This window comes from Streptomyces sp. ID05-39B (genome assembly GCF_033794725.1).
GTDB classification, from domain to species: domain Bacteria; phylum Actinomycetota; class Actinomycetes; order Streptomycetales; family Streptomycetaceae; genus Streptomyces; species Streptomyces bobili.
Window position 1 is genome coordinate 41,466 of record NZ_JARGEF010000021.1, and the last position, 14,671, is coordinate 56,136.

The 14,671-nt window shown below is 71.8% G+C and carries 16 protein-coding genes; 7 read left to right on the forward strand and 9 right to left on the reverse strand.

Annotated features, from left to right (window positions below; translation table 11 throughout):
* Positions 1-3: 3 nt before the first annotated feature.
* The 3 genes from P1P75_RS07945 to P1P75_RS07955 are packed head-to-tail and all read right to left on the reverse strand — an operon-like array spanning position 4 to position 3,175.
* Positions 4-1,557: an acyl-CoA synthetase gene (locus P1P75_RS07945; protein ID WP_319252936.1), complete on the reverse strand. Its 1,554-nt coding sequence runs from the start codon at positions 1,555-1,557 to the stop codon at positions 4-6.
* Positions 1,554-2,678 (reverse strand): nitronate monooxygenase, encoded by a 1,125-nt coding sequence (locus P1P75_RS07950; protein WP_319252938.1) that lies wholly within the window; start codon positions 2,676-2,678, stop codon positions 1,554-1,556. Before P1P75_RS07950 ends, P1P75_RS07945 begins: the two co-directional genes overlap by 4 nt.
* Complete coding sequence (locus P1P75_RS07955; RefSeq protein ID WP_369076330.1) at positions 2,663-3,175, reverse strand: hypothetical protein; 513 nt, start codon at positions 3,173-3,175, stop codon at positions 2,663-2,665. The genes P1P75_RS07950 and P1P75_RS07955 overlap by 16 nt, the downstream gene beginning before the upstream one ends.
* Here P1P75_RS07955 and P1P75_RS41975 point away from each other — a divergent pair.
* Positions 3,081-3,281, forward strand: coding sequence for an SDR family oxidoreductase (locus P1P75_RS41975; RefSeq protein ID WP_369076329.1), 201 nt, complete (start codon positions 3,081-3,083; stop codon positions 3,279-3,281). The genes P1P75_RS07955 and P1P75_RS41975 overlap by 95 nt on opposite strands.
* A 16-nt stretch (positions 3,282-3,297) precedes the next feature.
* On the opposite strand, the gene P1P75_RS07965 is transcribed toward P1P75_RS41975, so the two are convergent.
* Positions 3,298-4,875 carry an NAD(P)/FAD-dependent oxidoreductase gene (locus P1P75_RS07965; protein ID WP_319252940.1) on the reverse strand — a complete coding sequence of 526 codons (1,578 nt, stop codon included), beginning with the start codon at positions 4,873-4,875 and terminating at the stop codon, positions 3,298-3,300.
* Positions 4,876-5,110: 235 nt separating this feature from the next.
* Entirely contained in the window at positions 5,111-5,611 is a 501-nt protein-coding gene (locus P1P75_RS07970) for a PaaI family thioesterase (RefSeq protein ID WP_319252942.1), read from the reverse strand.
* A gap of 92 nt (positions 5,612-5,703) precedes the next feature.
* Here P1P75_RS07970 and P1P75_RS07975 point away from each other — a divergent pair, with 92 nt between their 5' ends.
* The 3 genes from P1P75_RS07975 (at position 5,704) to P1P75_RS07985 (ending at position 7,064) form a co-directional block, all read left to right on the forward strand.
* Positions 5,704-6,171, forward strand: coding sequence for a helix-turn-helix domain-containing protein (locus P1P75_RS07975; RefSeq protein WP_319252944.1), 468 nt, complete (start codon positions 5,704-5,706; stop codon positions 6,169-6,171).
* Between the two features lie 132 nt (positions 6,172-6,303).
* On the forward strand, positions 6,304-6,636 hold the full coding sequence (locus P1P75_RS07980) for an alpha/beta fold hydrolase (protein ID WP_319252946.1): 333 nt from the start codon (positions 6,304-6,306) through the stop codon (positions 6,634-6,636).
* Between the two features lie 302 nt (positions 6,637-6,938).
* Positions 6,939-7,064: a hypothetical protein gene (locus P1P75_RS07985; RefSeq protein ID WP_319252948.1), complete on the forward strand. Its 126-nt coding sequence runs from the start codon at positions 6,939-6,941 to the stop codon at positions 7,062-7,064.
* 80 nt (positions 7,065-7,144) lie between these two features.
* Here the strand turns inward: P1P75_RS07985 and P1P75_RS07990 are convergent, their stop codons facing one another.
* On the reverse strand, positions 7,145-8,323 hold the full coding sequence (locus P1P75_RS07990) for an acyl-CoA dehydrogenase family protein (protein ID WP_319252950.1): 1,179 nt from the start codon (positions 8,321-8,323) through the stop codon (positions 7,145-7,147).
* Between the two features lie 119 nt (positions 8,324-8,442).
* On the reverse strand, positions 8,443-8,817 hold the full coding sequence (locus P1P75_RS07995; RefSeq protein WP_319252952.1) for a ferredoxin: 375 nt from the start codon (positions 8,815-8,817) through the stop codon (positions 8,443-8,445).
* A 126-nt stretch (positions 8,818-8,943) separates the two neighbouring features.
* Between P1P75_RS07995 and P1P75_RS08000 the strand changes: the two genes are divergently transcribed.
* Positions 8,944-9,309: a DUF6479 family protein gene (locus P1P75_RS08000; protein WP_319252954.1), complete on the forward strand. Its 366-nt coding sequence runs from the start codon at positions 8,944-8,946 to the stop codon at positions 9,307-9,309.
* Between the two features lie 64 nt (positions 9,310-9,373).
* A complete protein-coding gene (locus P1P75_RS08005; RefSeq protein WP_319252956.1) occupies positions 9,374-9,724 on the forward strand; it encodes a hypothetical protein in 351 nt (116 codons plus the stop codon).
* Positions 9,725-9,851: 127 nt separating this feature from the next.
* Here P1P75_RS08005 and P1P75_RS08010 read toward each other — a convergent pair whose 3' ends face one another.
* On the reverse strand, positions 9,852-12,239 hold the full coding sequence (locus P1P75_RS08010; RefSeq protein ID WP_319252958.1) for an excinuclease ABC subunit UvrA: 2,388 nt from the start codon (positions 12,237-12,239) through the stop codon (positions 9,852-9,854).
* Between the two features lie 342 nt (positions 12,240-12,581).
* Here P1P75_RS08010 and P1P75_RS08015 point away from each other — a divergent pair, with 342 nt between their 5' ends.
* A complete protein-coding gene (locus P1P75_RS08015; protein WP_319252964.1) occupies positions 12,582-14,114 on the forward strand; it encodes a PAS domain S-box protein in 1,533 nt (510 codons plus the stop codon).
* A 120-nt stretch (positions 14,115-14,234) separates the two neighbouring features.
* Here the strand turns inward: P1P75_RS08015 and P1P75_RS08020 are convergent, their stop codons facing one another.
* Positions 14,235-14,591, reverse strand: coding sequence for a hypothetical protein (locus P1P75_RS08020; RefSeq protein ID WP_319252960.1), 357 nt, complete (start codon positions 14,589-14,591; stop codon positions 14,235-14,237).
* Positions 14,592-14,671: the final 80 nt, after the last annotated feature.

Below are 14,671 nucleotides of genomic sequence, written 5' to 3' on the forward strand. Positions count from 1 at the left end.
CCCTCACACCGGCCTGGTGCGGCCCTCCCAGTACGGCTCGCGCAGGCGGCGCTTGTACAGCTTGCCGTTGGGGTCGCGGGGCATCTCGGCGATGAAGTCGATGCTGCGGGGCCGCTTGTAGCCGGCCAGCCGGCCGGCGCAGTGGGCGAGGAGGTCGGCGGCGAGTCCGGGTCCGGGCTCGTGGCCGGGGGCCGGTTCGACGACGGCCCGCACCTCCTCGCCCCAGTCGTCGTGCGGGATGCCGAAGGCGGCGGCGTCGGCGACGGCGGGGTGCGCGAGCAGGGCGGACTCGATCTCCGCGGGGTAGATGTTGACTCCGCCGGAGATGATCAGGTCGATCTTGCGGTCGCGCAGGAACAGGTAGCCGTCCTCGTCGAGGCAGCCCAGGTCGCCGACGGTGAAGAAGTCGCCGATGCGGTTCTTGCGGGTCTTCGCCTCGTCCTTGTGATAGCTGAAGCCGCCCGTGCTCATCTTCATGTAGACGGTGCCGAGTTCACCGGGCGGCAGCCGGTTGCCGTCGTCGTCGAAGACGGCGAGTTCGCTGATGGGCCAGGCCTTGCCGACCGTGCCGGGCTTCTTCAGCCAGTCCTCGGCCGTGGCGAAGGCACCGCCGCCCTCGCTGGCCGCGTAGTACTCCTCCACGCACTCGCCCCACCACTCGATCATCGCCCGCTTCACATGGTCGGGGCAGGGCGCGGCGCCGTGGATGGCGTGCCGCATGGAGGTGACGTCGTAGCGGGCCTTCACGTCGTCGGGGAGGGCGAGGAGGCGGTGGAACTGGGTCGGGACCATGTGGGTGTGCGTGCACCGGTGTCCGTCGATCAGACGGAGCATCTCCTGCGGGGTCCACTTGTCCATCAGGACCAGCCGGTGGCCGATGTGCAGGGACGCGCCCGCGAACTGGAGCACGGCCGTGTGGTAGAGCGGCGAGCAGACCAGGTGAACGTTGCCGTCCGCGGGCCTGATCCCGAAGATGCCGAGGAATCCGCCGAGATACGCCTCCTCGGGCGGCCTGCCGGGCAGCGGACGCCGGATGCCGCGTGGGCGTCCCGTCGTACCGGACGTGTAGTTCATGACCCAGCCGAGGGTGCGGTCGGCGGGCGCCGACTCGGGCTGTCCGGCGAGGAGTTCGGGGTACGGCCGGAAGCCGGGGACCTCGCCGACGGCGTACCGGTGGGTGGCGGGGAGGGCGGCCTCGTCGGCGGCCCGGCGGGCCTGGTCGGCGAAGCGCTCGTGGGCGAGGAGGACCTTGGCTCCGGAGTCGGAGACGATCCAGGCGATCTCGGGGCCGACGAGGTGGTGGTTGACGGGGACGAGGTAGAAGCCGGCCTGGGTGGCCGCCAGGTAGGCGGTGAAGAACTCGGGCGAATTGGGCAGGACGACGGCGAAGGCGTCGCCGCGCTCCAGCCCGGCCGCGCGCAGACCGTGGACGAGACGGTTGGCGGCGGCGTGCAGGCGTCCGGCGGTCCACTCCTCGCCGTCCGGGGCGATCATCACCGTACGGCCGGGGTCCTCGGCGGCCTGGGCCCAGAAGCCGGTGGGGGGTGCGGTCGTCACCGGGCGCTCCTTCCCGCGATGCGGTTGACTCGGTCGACGGCCTGCTCGAAGCCGCGGGTGAGGTCGTCGAAGACGGCCCGGACGCTGCGGACCTCGTTCATCCGGCCGACGATCTGCCCGACGGGGGTGCCGAGGAGGGGGTCGACCTCGTACTTCTGGATCCGTGAGACGGCGTCGGCGACGAGCAGTCCCTGGAGGGGCATCGGGAGCGTGCCGGGGCCGTCCGGGGTGTCCCAGGCGTCGGTCCATTCGGTACGGAGCTGGCGGGCGGGTTTCCCGGTGAGGGCGCGGGAGCGGACGGTGTCGCCGGAGCCGGCCGCGAGGAGTTTGCGGGTCAGCGCGGACGAATGCAGGTCGGCCTCGGCGGCGGTCAGCCAGAGGGAGCCGAGCCATACGCCCTGGGCGCCGAGGGCGAGGGCGGCGGCGATCTGCCGTCCGCTGCCGATGCCGCCGGCGGCCAGCACCGGCATGGGGGCGACGGCGTCCACGACCTCGGGGGTGAGCACCATGGAGGCGATCTCGCCGGTGTGACCGCCGGCCTCGTAGCCCTGGGCGACGACGATGTCGATGCCCGCGTCCCGGTGTTTGACCGCGTGCCGGGCGCTGCCCGCGAGCGCGGCGACCAGCACTCCCCGCTCGTGGGCGCGGGCCACGACGTCGGCGGGCGGGGAGCCGAGGGCGTTGGCCAGCAGCCGGATCGGGTAGTCGAAGGCGACGTCGAGCTGACCGCGGGCGACCTGCTCCATCCAGCCGGTGATGCGCCAGCCGGACGCCTCGCCCTCGGCCAGTTCGGGCACGCCGTGCTTGGCGAGGGTGTCCCGCACGAACTGCCGGTGTCCTTCGGGGATCATCGCCTCGACGTCGGCCTCGGTCAGTGTGTGATCCTTCGGGCCCTCCACCTTCTTCGCGGGCATGACGACATCCAGGCCGTACGGCCGGCCGTCGACGTGGCGCTCGATCCAGTCGAGGTCGCGCCGGAGATCGTCGGGGGCGGTGTAGCGGACCGCGCCGAGCACGCCGAACCCGCCGGCGCGGCTGATGGCCGCGGCCACCGCGGGAAACGGCGTGAAGCCGAAGACGGCGTGCTCGACTCCGAGTTGGTTGCTCAGCTCCGTCTGCATGGGCGCAGGATGCCGCAGCGGTCCGGACGAAGGAAGCCCTTTTCTGATACTCCGTCAGATTGTCTCGGTCCCAGGCCCTCAGCGGGCGACGTCCATCCGCTGGGTGCCGTTGACGGACAGCAGTGGGAGTGCCTGCTCCGACGGGGAGCCGGGGTGGCCGTGCAGATGACGACCCGCTGGTCCCGGTCGGTGATGTCCAGGACGTCGCAGTTGACGGAGACGGGGCCCATCAGGGGATGGCCGAAGGTCTTGCACGGGGTGGGCCGGGCAGCCGCCTCGTGAGCCGCCCACAGCCGGGCGAACTCCTCGCTGCCGTCCAGGAGTTCGGCGATCAGGTCGGTCAGCTCCGGGTCGCCGGGGTAGCGGGCGGCGGCGGCACGCAGATGCTGGGCCGCGGTGCGGGTGAACTCGTCGGCGTCGGACACGCTGTACAGCCGCCGGCCGTCCGGCTGCTGCAGGAAGGCCCGGCGGACGACGTCGCGGTCGCGGCGCGACAGGGCGGAGAAGTCCCCGGTCGCCGAGGCCGCGGCGTGGTTGCTGAGCGACCGCGCCTCCTACGTCACCGGGACGGTGCTGCCGGTGGACGGGGACATGCGGTCCTGACAGGCACCGACCGGCCTCACCCCGTGAGGTCCTCCAGCACCGCCATCGCCGCGTTGTGCCCCGGCACCCCGCTGACCCCTCCCCCGCGTACCGCGCCGGCGCCGCACAGCAGCACGTTGGCGTGCGGGGTCTCGACGCCCCAGCGGCCGACGCCGTCCTGGGTGTACGGCCAGGCCAGGTCGCGGTGGAAGATGTTGCCGCCGGGCAGGCCGAGGTCGCGCTCCAGGTCCAGCGGGGTCTTCGCCTCGATGCAGGGGCGGCCGTCGGCGTCGGTGGCCAGGCAGTCGGCGAGCGGCTCGGCGAGGTGCGCGTCCAGTTGGGCGAGGGTGGCCTTGAGGAGGTCCTCGCGTACGGCGTCGTTGTCCTGTGCGAAGAGCCGGGCGGGGGTGTGCAGGCCGAACAGGGTCAGCGTCTGGCAGCCCCGCTCGACCAGGTCCGGGCCGAGGATCGTCGGGTCGGTCAGGGAGTGGCAGTAGATCTCGGACGGCGGGGCGGCGGGCGGTTCGCCGGCCGCCGCCTGGGCGTGGGCGGTGGCCAGTTGGGCGTAGCCCTCGGCGATGTGGAAGGTGCCGGCGAAGGCCTCGCGCGGGTCGACGGAGGTGTCACGCAGCCGGGGCAGCCGCTCCAGGAGCATGTTCACCTTGAGCTGCGCGCCCTCGGCGGGGGCCGGCGGGGCGTCGCCGGTGAGGGCGGCCAGCGCTTGCGGGGAGGCGTTGACGAGGACGTGCCGGGCGGCGGCGACGCCCTCGCCGTCGGCGGTGCGATACGTGACCTCGGCGCCACGGCCGTCGGTGTCGATCCGCACGGCCTCGTGACCGGTGGCGAGAACGGCGCCGGCGCTCCGGGCGGCGTCGGCCAGGGCGTCCGTCAGGGCGCCCATCCCGCCGACGGGCACGTCCCAGGCGCCGGTGCCGCCGCCGATCACGTGGTAGAGGAGGCAGCGGTTCTGTCTGAGGGAGGGATCGTGGGCGTCGGCGAAGGTGCCGATCAGCGCGTCGGTCAGGACGACGCCCCGCACCAGGTCGTCCGTGAAGTGCTCCTCGACGGCGATGCCGACGGGCTCCTCGAAGAGCGCCCGCCAGGCATCCTCGTCGTCGACGCGCCGGCGCAGCTCCTCGCGGGTGGGCAGCGGTTCGGTGAGCGTGGGGAAGACCCGCTCGGCGAGGCGCCCGGTCATGCCGTAGAAGCGCTGCCAGGCCGCGTACTCCCGCTCACCGCCGGTCAGCCGCGCGAACGCCTCCCGGGTGCGCGCCTCGCCCCCGCCGACGAGCAGCCCGGTCGCCCGCCCGTCACGCTCCACCGGCGTGTACGACGAGATGGTGCGCCGCTGGACGCGGAAGTCCAGCCCCAGATCCCGCACGATCTTCGACGGCAGCAGGCTGACCAGGTACGAGTACCGCGACAACCGGGCGTCCACCCCGGTGAACGGCCGGGTGGAGACGGCGGCACCCCCGGTGTGGCCGAGCCGCTCCAGCACCAGCACGGACCGCCCGGCCCGCGCCAGATAGGCGGCGGCGACCAGCCCGTTGTGACCACCGCCGACGATGACGACGTCGTAGGCGCGACGTCCGGGGTCTCCCTCGTGTGCAGGCATGGTTCTTCGTAGCACGGGGCGATCAGGACGGGCCAGGGCGGCGCGGCGGACGAGGCGCCCGCTCGGCGGGCGGCGGCAGGGGCTGGGCGGGCACACGCAGTCGGGTTCACAGCGAGCCGTGCGTCGAGGAGGGACTCTCTTGGCCGGTCCTGGACGTCGGCCTCACGGTGGTGGCGGCCCACCCCGACCCGCGCGGGCAGGGCCCAGGACCGTGCGCGGCACGGCCACCGACGCTTCACCGCTGAGCGGAAGGCACCGGAAAGAGCATGCAGCTGCTGGTGGCGTGCGCGAGCAGGCGGTCCTTCGCGTCGAACAACTGGGCCTGGGCCAGAGCTGTCTGGCGGCCGCTGTTGACCACCGTGCCGATGGCGCGCACCGTGCCCGTCTCCACCGTGATGCGCCGCAGGAACTTCACCGTCAGGTCGAGCGAGGTGTACGCCATGCCCTGCGGGAGGGTGGACTGGACGGCGCAGCCCGCCGCCGAGTCGAGCAGGGTGGCGAAGATGCCGCCGTGCACGCTGCCGATCGGGTTGTAGTGCTCCTCCCCGGGGGTCAGCGAGAAGACCGCCCTGCCGGGCTCCACCTCGTCCAGGGCGAAGTCGATGGAGTAGTTGATGGGCGGTCCCGGCAGCCGCCCCGCCTGCAGCTCGCGCAGGAAGTCGATGCCGGCCATGCGCCCGGCGGCCTCCGCGAGGATCGCGGGATCTTCCCATTGATACGTACGTGTTCGTCCCACGACCGGCACCTTCCCATCTGACTTTTGCAAGTGAAGCTAGCTGTGCGTTCACCTGACTGTCAATGAAGAAGCCAGGCCCTTACGATGGCCGGATGGAGTGGCTTGAGGCGAGCACGGAGAACTGCCCCGTCCAGCGCACGCTCGACGTGGTCGGAGAGAAGTGGATGTTGCTGATCCTGCGGGACGCGGTCAACGGGGTCCGCCGCTTCGACGACTTCCATCGCCATATCGGCCTGTCGGAGGCCGTCCTCAGCGACCGTCTGCGCAAGCTGACCGCGGCCGGCGTCCTCAAGACGACTCCCTACCAGGAGCCGGGCAGCCGCCCCCGCAACGAGTACCGGCTGACCCGCAAGGGCTGGGACCTGTGGCCCGTACTGATGGCGCTCACCCAGTGGGGCGAGACATACGCCCTCGGGCCCGAAGGGCCCCTGCTGGACGTCCGCCACACCGACTGCGACGCCCCGGTCCGCGTCGTCGTCGAGTGCTCCGCCGAACACGCCACGGTCACCCCCCGTGACGTCACCGCCCGCCTGGGACCCGGCGCCCGCCGCCGCAACTGAGACAGCGCCCGCGGTCCGCACGACCACCGGTGACCTGTCAGCCGTGACCGGCCACCGGCCGACCGGTCACGGCTCTCACAGGTCACAGCTCACCGTTCGGCCCGAGACAACCTTGCGGTCGCCGGCCGCTCCGTGTCCGTTCGTGGCGAGGGCTTCTCCCACCGGGAGCTGGGCCCCCAGGAGGGCGTGCCGCTGATCCTGCTGATCCACCTGGCCGGTGTGCTGGACAACCGGGACCCGCGCGTCGTCGACGGACTCGCCGCGCGGCGTCGGGTCATCGCCTTCGACAATCGCGGGGTGGGCGGATCGAGCGGTTCGACGCCGGACACGATCGAGGCGATGGCGCGTGACGCGGTGCTGTTCGTGCGAGCCCTCGGATTCGACCAGGTCGCTCTGCTGGGACTGTCGATGGGCGGCTTCGTCGCACAGGTCGTCGCGGCGGAAGAACCGCGCCCTGATCCGTAAGGTCATCCTCGCGGGCACGGGAACCGCGGGGGGTCCCGGGATCGAGAAGGTCCCCGCCCTCAGCATCCAGGCGACACTCAAGGGCGCTCTCACCCGTCAGGATCCCGAGCTCTCGCTCTTCTTCACCGGGACCGCCGACGGCCGGCGGGCGGGACTCGCCTTCCTGGAACGGCCCAAGGAGCGCACGCAGGACCGCGACAAGGTGATCTCGCTGCCGTCGTTCCGCTGCCCAGCTGAAGGCCATCAGGCGATGGGGCCGCCAGACACCGTCCGAACTTTCGGCCATTCGCCAACCGGTCCTCGTGGCCAACGGTGAGCACGACCGGATGGTGCCCAGCCGGAACACACTCGACCTGGCCGTGCGCCTGCCCCGCGGCAAACTCGTTCCCCTCCACCCGGACGCCGGACACGAGTTCCTGGAGTCCTGAACCCGGGCGCCGGGTCGTGCGAGCGGGCCGCACGGCGCCGAGCTGCCGCCGGTCCCGGCGCACAGGCGCGGCGAGGGTGGCTAACGCCGCACCCGCGGCATCCCCAGGCCGATCCAGGAGATGATCTCCCGCTGGATCTCGTTGTTGCCGCCGCCGAAGGTGAAGATCACGGCGGAGCGGTAGCCGCGTTCGAGTTCGCCGTGCAGGACGGCGCCCGCCGAGCCTTCCTGGAGGGCGCCGGGGGCGGCGACGACCTCCAGCAGCCAGGCGTAGGCGTCCCGGCGGGCCTCGGAGCCGTAGACCTTGACGGCGGAGGCGTCCTGCGGGGTGAGGGTGCCGTTCTGGAGGGCGGTGACCATCTGCCAGTTGAGGAGCTTGAGGGCGTCCAGTTTCACGTGGGTGCGGGCGAGGAGGCGGCGGACCCAGGGCAGGTCGACGACACGGCGGCCGTCGGCGAGCTTGGTCCCGCTCGCCCAGCGCTGGACGTCGTGCAGGGCGCGGATGGCCATGGTGCCGTGGGCGGCCAGTGTCACGCGCTCGTGGTTGAGCTGGTTGGTGATCAGCCGCCAGCCCTGGTTCTCGGCGCCGACGCGGTGGGTGACGGGGACGCGTACGTTCTCGTAGTAGCTGGCGGTGGTGTCGTGCGAGGCGAGCGTGCGGATGAGGGTGCAGGAGTAGCCGGGGTCGGTGGTCGGCACCAGCAGCATGGTGATGCCCTTGTGGGGCGGGGCGTCGGGGTCGGTGCGCACGGCGAGCCACACCCAGTCGGCGGTGTCACCGTTCGTCGTCCAGATCTTCTGGCCGTTGACCACGTACGTGTCCCCGTCCCGCACCGCGCGCGTCCGCAGGGCGGCGAGGTCGGTGCCCGCGTCGGGTTCGCTGTAGCCGATGGCGAAGTCGATCTCGCCGGCGAGGATCTTCGGAAGGAAGTACGCCTTCTGCTCGTCCGTGCCGTACCGCATGATCGTCGGGCCGACGGTGTTGAGCGCCATGAGCGGCAGCGGGACCCCGGCCTGGGCGGCCTCGTCGAAGAAGACGAACTGCTCGGTCGGCGTCAGCCCGCGTCCGCCGTACTCCTTCGGCCAGCCGACGCCCAGCCAGCCGTCCGCGCCGAGCCGGCGGATGGTCTCGCGGTAGAAGCGTTTCGCGGCGAGGGGGTCTGCGTGCCGCGCATACGCGTTGTCCGGTACCAGCTCGGCGAAGTAGGCACGCAGTTCGGTGCGCAGCCGCAACTGCTCGGGCGTGTGGTCGAGGTGCACGGCGCCTCCTGGCTTTCCAAGGCCGGTCTCCTGACGGCGCACACCGTAGAACGTGTTGCAGCAATTGGGAATGCCGGTCACCGGTCGGCATTCACGGACCGGCTGTCGCGGCCACCACCTCAGTCCAGCGTCTTCAGGAAGTCCGTGCACGCCCGGGCACACGCGCGGCACGCGGCCGCGCTGTCCTGGGCGCCGGGATGCCGCTCGAAGACGTGCGCGGTCTCCAGGCAGATGGTGCGGCACCACTCCACCTGGACCCGGATGCCGGCCTCGTCCACCCGGTTCTCCTCGGACAGCACACGGCAGGTCGCGTCGCAGACCTCCGCGCACATGATCCCCTTGCGCCGCACGAATTCCTGCTGTTCGGTTCCGTCCGGATCCACGAGGCTCGCGCGCAGCGCGCAGGCCCGCGCACACTCGGTGCACGCCTGGGCGCATGCGAAGCGGTCCTCCAGGAACCGGAAGAGTTCCTGTTGGGATGTCGTCGAAGTCACACAGCGCGAGTAGCCGCGACGGACCGCGCCAAACTCCCCACCGCACTCGCCAGAGGCGGACCGGGCACGGAGAGCGACAGGTGCCGCCGGGCGGTTCGCGACTGATTGGTGGGGTATTCGCCTGATATGAGTAGCGCAAGCATGCAGGTGGCCGCGTCGAGCGGCCTGCTCAGCGTGGCCATGTTCGTGGTCGGTGTGGTCCTCGTGGCCCTGCTGGCCGGCAGCTTCTGGCTGGGCGCACGCATCAAGCAGCGTGAGCTGCCCCGGCCGCGTCCCGACGAGCAGCCCCATCTGCCCCCGGACGGACCCGTGCGGGAGGTCCGGGAATACCGGGAGCCCGACGAGGTACCGCGGATGCCGAAGGGGGGCCGCGCCCTCACCCCGTACGAACTGACCAACATGCAGACCCGGCCGAGCACGTCCAAGGAGCGGCGGCGCTGGAGTCCGGGCAGCAGCGGATCGTTCGGCGGGGGCGGACTGGGCGGCCACTGAGTCCCGCCCCGCCCTCGCGCACCAGCGCCCACCGTCCCAGGCCATCGCGAACGGAGTGAGATCCATGGCCGACGAAGGTCGCAGCACCCTGCCCCTGCCCGACTACGACCACCTGCCCATCGGCGGCCTGGAGAGTCGCGTACGGTCGCTCACCGCCGGGGAGGTCGAGGAACTGCTCGCCTACGAACGGACGCACGCCGACCGTCTCCCGGTGACCGAGGTCCTGACGTCCCGCCTGGAACAGCTGGAGGCGGGCGCCGAGCCGACCTCGGGCGACCCGAGCGCCCTGCGCCCGGAGCAGTCCACGGGGCGCGCCGGATCCCCGGTGTCCCCGGCGACCTCGCCGCAGCCGTTCGGTCCGCCGCCGCACGGCACCCCGGACCAGCGGGGCAAGCCGAAGGGCGACCGGGCGTAGCGCGCCACGTCCACGTCCACGTCAGCCAGGGTCCGGGCCGGTGCCCGGGCCCTGGCGTCTTCGGCGTCTTCGGCGTCTCACACGGCACGGGCCGAGCGGTGACCAAAGCCACACGGCGCCGCCGACGTCAGCCGCCCACGTACTCCGCGAGGTGTTCGCCCGTGAGGGTCGAGCGGGCGGCGACGAGGTCGGCCGGGGTGCCCTCGAAGACGATCCGGCCGCCGTCGTGACCGGCGCCCGGGCCGAGGTCGATGATCCAGTCGGCGTGGGCCATGACCGCCAGGTGATGTTCGACCACGACGACCGACTTGCCGGAGTCCACCAGCCGGTCCAGCAGCCCGAGCAGTTGCTCGACGTCGGCGAGGTGAAGACCGGTGGTCGGTTCGTCGAGCACGTAGACGCCGCCCTTGTCGCCCATGTGGGTGGCCAGCTTGAGGCGCTGACGCTCGCCCCCGGACAGGGTGGTGAGCGGCTGGCCGAGGGTGAGATAGCCGAGCCCGACGTCCGCGAGCCGGCCGAGGATGCGCTGCGCGGCGGGGGTGTGCGCCTCACCGGAGCCGAAGAACTCCTCGGCCCTGGCCACCGGCAACGCGAGCACCTCGCTGATGTCCCGGCCGCCGAGATGGTAGTCGAGCACCGCCGCCTGGAACCGCTTGCCCTCGCAGTCCTCGCAGGTGGTGGCCACGCCGGCCATCATCGCCAGGTCGGTGTAGACGACGCCCGCGCCGTTGCAGGTGGGACAGGCGCCCTCGGAGTTGGCGCTGAACAGGGCCGGCTTCACGCCGTTGGCCTTCGCGAACGCCTTGCGGATCGGGTCGAGCAGTCCGGTGTAGGTCGCCGGGTTGCTGCGCCGCGAGCCCCGGATCGGGCTCTGGTCGACGGACACCACGCCCGCGTCGGCGGGGATCGACCCGTGGACGAGCGAACTCTTGCCAGAACCGGCGACCCCGGTGATGACGGCGAGCACACCGAGCGGGATGTCCACGTCGACGCCCTGGAGGTTGTGCGCCCTCGCGCCGCGGATCTCCAGTGCCCCGGTGGACTCGCGCACGGATGCCTTCAGGGCGGCCCGGTCGTCGAGATGGCGGCCGGTGACGGTGTCCCCGGCCCGCAGCCCTTCGACGGTGCCCTCGTAGCAGACCGTGCCGCCCGCCGTACCGGCGCCGGGGCCGAGGTCGACGATGTGGTCGGCGATCGCGATCGTCTGCGGCTTGTGCTCCACGACGAGCACGGTGTTGCCCTTGTCCCGCAGCCGCAGCAGCAGGTCGTTCATCCGCCGGATGTCGTGGGGGTGCAGGCCGGCGGTGGGCTCGTCGAAGACGTAGGTGACGTCGGTGAGCGAGGAGCCGAGGTGGCGGATCATCTTGACGCGTTGCGACTCACCGCCCGACAGCGAGCCCGCGGGCCGGTCGAGCGAGAGGTAGCCGAGGCCGATCTCCGCGAAGGAGTCGAGGGTCTGGCGCAACGCCGTGAGCAGTGGCGCCACCGACGGCTCGTCGAGCGAGCGGACCCATTCGGCCAGGTCGGTGATCTGCATCGCGCAGGCATCGGCGATGCTGACCTTGTCGATCTTCGAGGAGCGGGCGCCCTCGCTGAGCCGGGTGCCGTCGCACTCGGGGCAGACGGAGAACGTCATCGCCCGTTCCACGAAGGCGCGCACATGCGGCTGGAGCGCTTCGACGTCCTTGGCGAGCATCGACTTCTGGATCTTCGGGATCAGCCCGTCGTACGTCAGGTTGATGCCGTCGACCTTGATCTTGGTCGGCTCCTTGTAAAGGAGGTCGTGCAGTTCCCTCTCGGTGTACTCGCGGATCGGCTTGTCCGGGTCGAAGAAGCCGCAGCCTCGGAAGATGCGGCCGTACCAGCCGTCCATGCTGTAGCCGGGGATCGTGAGCGCGTCCTCGTTCAGCGACTTGCTGTCGTCGTAGAGCTGGGTGAGGTCGATGTCGGAGACCGTGCCCCGGCCCTCGCAGCGGACACACATGCCGCCGGTGCGGTTGTAGGTCGCCTTCACGGTCTTCTTGGTGCCGCGCTCGACGGTGATGCCGCCGCTGGCCCGTACCGAGGCGGTGTTGAAGGAGTAGGCGCTGGGCGGGCCGATGTGCGGATCGCCGAGCCGGCTGAAGAGGATCCGCAGCATCGCGTTGGCGTCGGTCGCGGTGCCGACGGTGGAGCGGGGGTCGGCGCCCATCCGCTGCTGGTCGACGATGATCGCGGTCGTCAGCCCGTCGAGGACGTCGACGTCGGGCCGCGCCAGCGTCGGCATGAAGCCCTGCACGAAGGCGCTGTACGTCTCGTTGATCAGCCGCTGCGACTCGGCGGCGATGGTGTTGAACACCAGGGAGCTCTTGCCCGAGCCGGACACCCCCGTGAACACGGTCAGCCGGCGCTTGGGGATCTCGACACTGACGTCCTTGAGGTTGTTCACGCGCGCGCTGTGCACACGGATCACGTCGTGGGTGTCGGCGGCGTGCGGCGTGGCCGGCCGGCCGGCCGTCCTCTTCGCGGTGCTCATCAGCTGTCTCCATCGGTCGTGCGGGCCGGCCTTCGCGGTCTCCGTCGGCGTCACCCTCACGCTATGCGCTGCCCGGGGACCGGCGCTTCTCGATTCCTGACCGAAGCCGGCTCGCCTGTCGCGACGAGGGAAGAAACCGCGCCATACCGCGCGGATCGGGGGCGGTGTACGACCCGAGCGGTCGCCGGGACACACCCGGACGGGGATCGGCCAGCTTCGGCCGTGAACGGTCAGTAAGCGACATCCCGGAGCGGAGCGGGTGTGAAGGCGCTGTGATGGCCTGAATCGTCGCGCAAAGTGAGGTGGATCATGGCCGACTTGGTGCAGGCGGAACCGGCGGAACTGCGGTACGGCTGCCGCGGCCCCCTGCGTGAGAAGGCTCCGTCCGGAGCGGAGGAGCGGTTCCGGGGGCTGCTGGAGGCGGCGCCGGACGCCATGGTCATCGTCGACGACCGGGGCACCATCCGCCTCGTCAACGCTCAGACGGAGGCCCTGTTCGGCTACCGCCGCGAGGAACTCCTCGGCCACCCGGTCGACCTGCTGCTGCCGCACCGCTTCCGCGACCAGCACACCGCCCACCGCGGCGCTTACACCGCCAACCGCCAGGTGCGGCCCATGGGCGCCGGCCTCGAACTGCTCGGGCTGCGCAAGGACGGCACCGAGTTCCCGGTCGAGATCAGCCTGAGTCCCCTGGAGACGGCGGACGGACTGCTGGTGTCTGCGGCGGTCCGCGACGTCTCCGAGCGCAAGGCCGCCGAGGCCCGCATCAACGAACTCGCCGCCCTCGTGGAGTCCTCGCAGGACGCCATCCTCGCCCACACCCTCGACGGGTACGTCACCTACTGGAACGCGGCGGCGCAGCGTCTGTACGGCTACACCGCCGACGAGGCCGTCGGACGGCACGTCTCCCTGCTGGCCCCGCCCGAGCTGCGCGGCGAGGTCAGAGCGCTGCTGCGGCGGCTGCGGCGGGGCCGGAAGGTGGAGCACTTCGAGACGCTGAGGGTCACCAGCACCGGAGCGCTGCTGGACGTGGACGTGACGCTGTGGCCGACCCGGGACACCCACGGAGCGGTGGTCGGGGCGTGCGCGATCGTGCGGGACATCAGCGACCGCAAGCGGGCCCAGGCCGAACTGACCGAGCTGTACGAGCAGCAGCGGCACATCGCCCTCACCCTCCAGCGCAGCCTGATGGGCACCCCGCCCGCGCTGCCCGGTCTGCCCACCGCCAGCCGCTACCGGCCCGCCACGCAGGGCGCCGGGGTGGGCGGCGACTGGTTCGACCTGGTGCCGCTGGGCGCCGGGCGGGTGGGCGTGCTCATAGGCGATGTGATGGGGCGCGGCCTGGAGGCCGCCGCAGTGATGGGCCAACTGCGCTCCGCCGCGCACGCGCTGGCCAAGACCGGCATGCAGCCGCGGCAGCTGATGCGGGCGCTGGACACCTGCGTCGCGGACCTGGATGTGCCCGACCAGCTCGTCACCTGCTGCTATCTGGTGATCACCCCGGACACGGGCACGGTGACGATCTGCTCGGCGGGCCATCTGCCGGTCCTGGTCGCCGGGGCCGGAAGGGGCGTGCGGGCGCTCGACTGCCCGGTCAACATGCCGCTCGGAGTCGGCGACGTCCCGTTCAGGCAGGCCCGCGCGAAGATACCCCCGGGGGCGACCCTGGTGCTGTACACGGACGGCCTCATCGAGACGCCGGGCAGCGACATAGAACTGCGTATCGGCGAACTCACGGTGCTGCTGGAGGAGTTGTTCGCCGACGCGCCCTGTCTGGAGAAGGCGGCCGACCGGGTGCTCGCGGGTCTGCTGCCGGACCCGGAGAGCCACAACGACGACGTGACCCTCCTGCTGGCCCAGCTCCCGGCGGTGTAGGAGGCCGGGAGCGGGCGCGGCACGGGTCGAGGCAGGGGGTCCCTCACGGGTCCTTGGTGCGTCCGTGGCCTCGGCCCGCGGTGCGGCGGTGCGGCCGGGGACAAGGGCGGACGACCGGGTTCAGGCCGGGGCGGTGAAGCCCCGGCGGCCGGTGGCCATAACCTGGGTGAGGTGCGGCTGCCGTGCCGTGCGACGGCCGCTCACCGTCCGCGCGTAGGCGTCCAGGTGGGCCTTGATGTACGGGACGGCCACGGTGTCGAGTTCGCCGTCGACGAACGCGGGCTGGACGTTGACCTCGAAGACGACGCCGCCGTTCTCCACGGCCAGGTCCACCCCGGCGAAGGGCAGGCCGACCGACGCGGTGGCGGCGACGGCGAGTTCCGTGAGGCGGGGTGACAGGTCCGGCGGGTCGATGTGGACGGGGGTGGCGCCCTGGCAGGTGTTGCAGGGGGTGTTCCCCGGGCGACCCGAGCGCACGCGTTCGTCGCGCCTGTGTGCCCGTTGAAGGCCCAGTGGGTTTTCAGGTTGAAAAGGGGGGGGGGGGAGGCGACCTGGTG

Excerpts from the sequence above, each read along its gene's own strand:
- P1P75_RS07950 (WP_319252938.1), bottom strand. The coding sequence starts at position 2,678 with ATGCAGACGGAGCTGAGCAACCAACTCGGAGTCGAGCACGCCGTCTTC.
- P1P75_RS07965 (WP_319252940.1), bottom strand. The coding sequence starts at position 4,875 with ATGCCTGCACACGAGGGAGACCCCGGACGTCGCGCCTACGACGTCGTC.
- P1P75_RS07975 (WP_319252944.1), top strand. The coding sequence starts at position 5,704 with ATGGAGTGGCTTGAGGCGAGCACGGAGAACTGCCCCGTCCAGCGCACG.
- P1P75_RS08000 (WP_319252954.1), top strand. The coding sequence starts at position 8,944 with ATGAGTAGCGCAAGCATGCAGGTGGCCGCGTCGAGCGGCCTGCTCAGC.
- P1P75_RS08005 (WP_319252956.1), top strand. The coding sequence starts at position 9,374 with ATGGCCGACGAAGGTCGCAGCACCCTGCCCCTGCCCGACTACGACCAC.
- P1P75_RS08010 (WP_319252958.1), bottom strand. The coding sequence starts at position 12,239 with ATGAGCACCGCGAAGAGGACGGCCGGCCGGCCGGCCACGCCGCACGCC.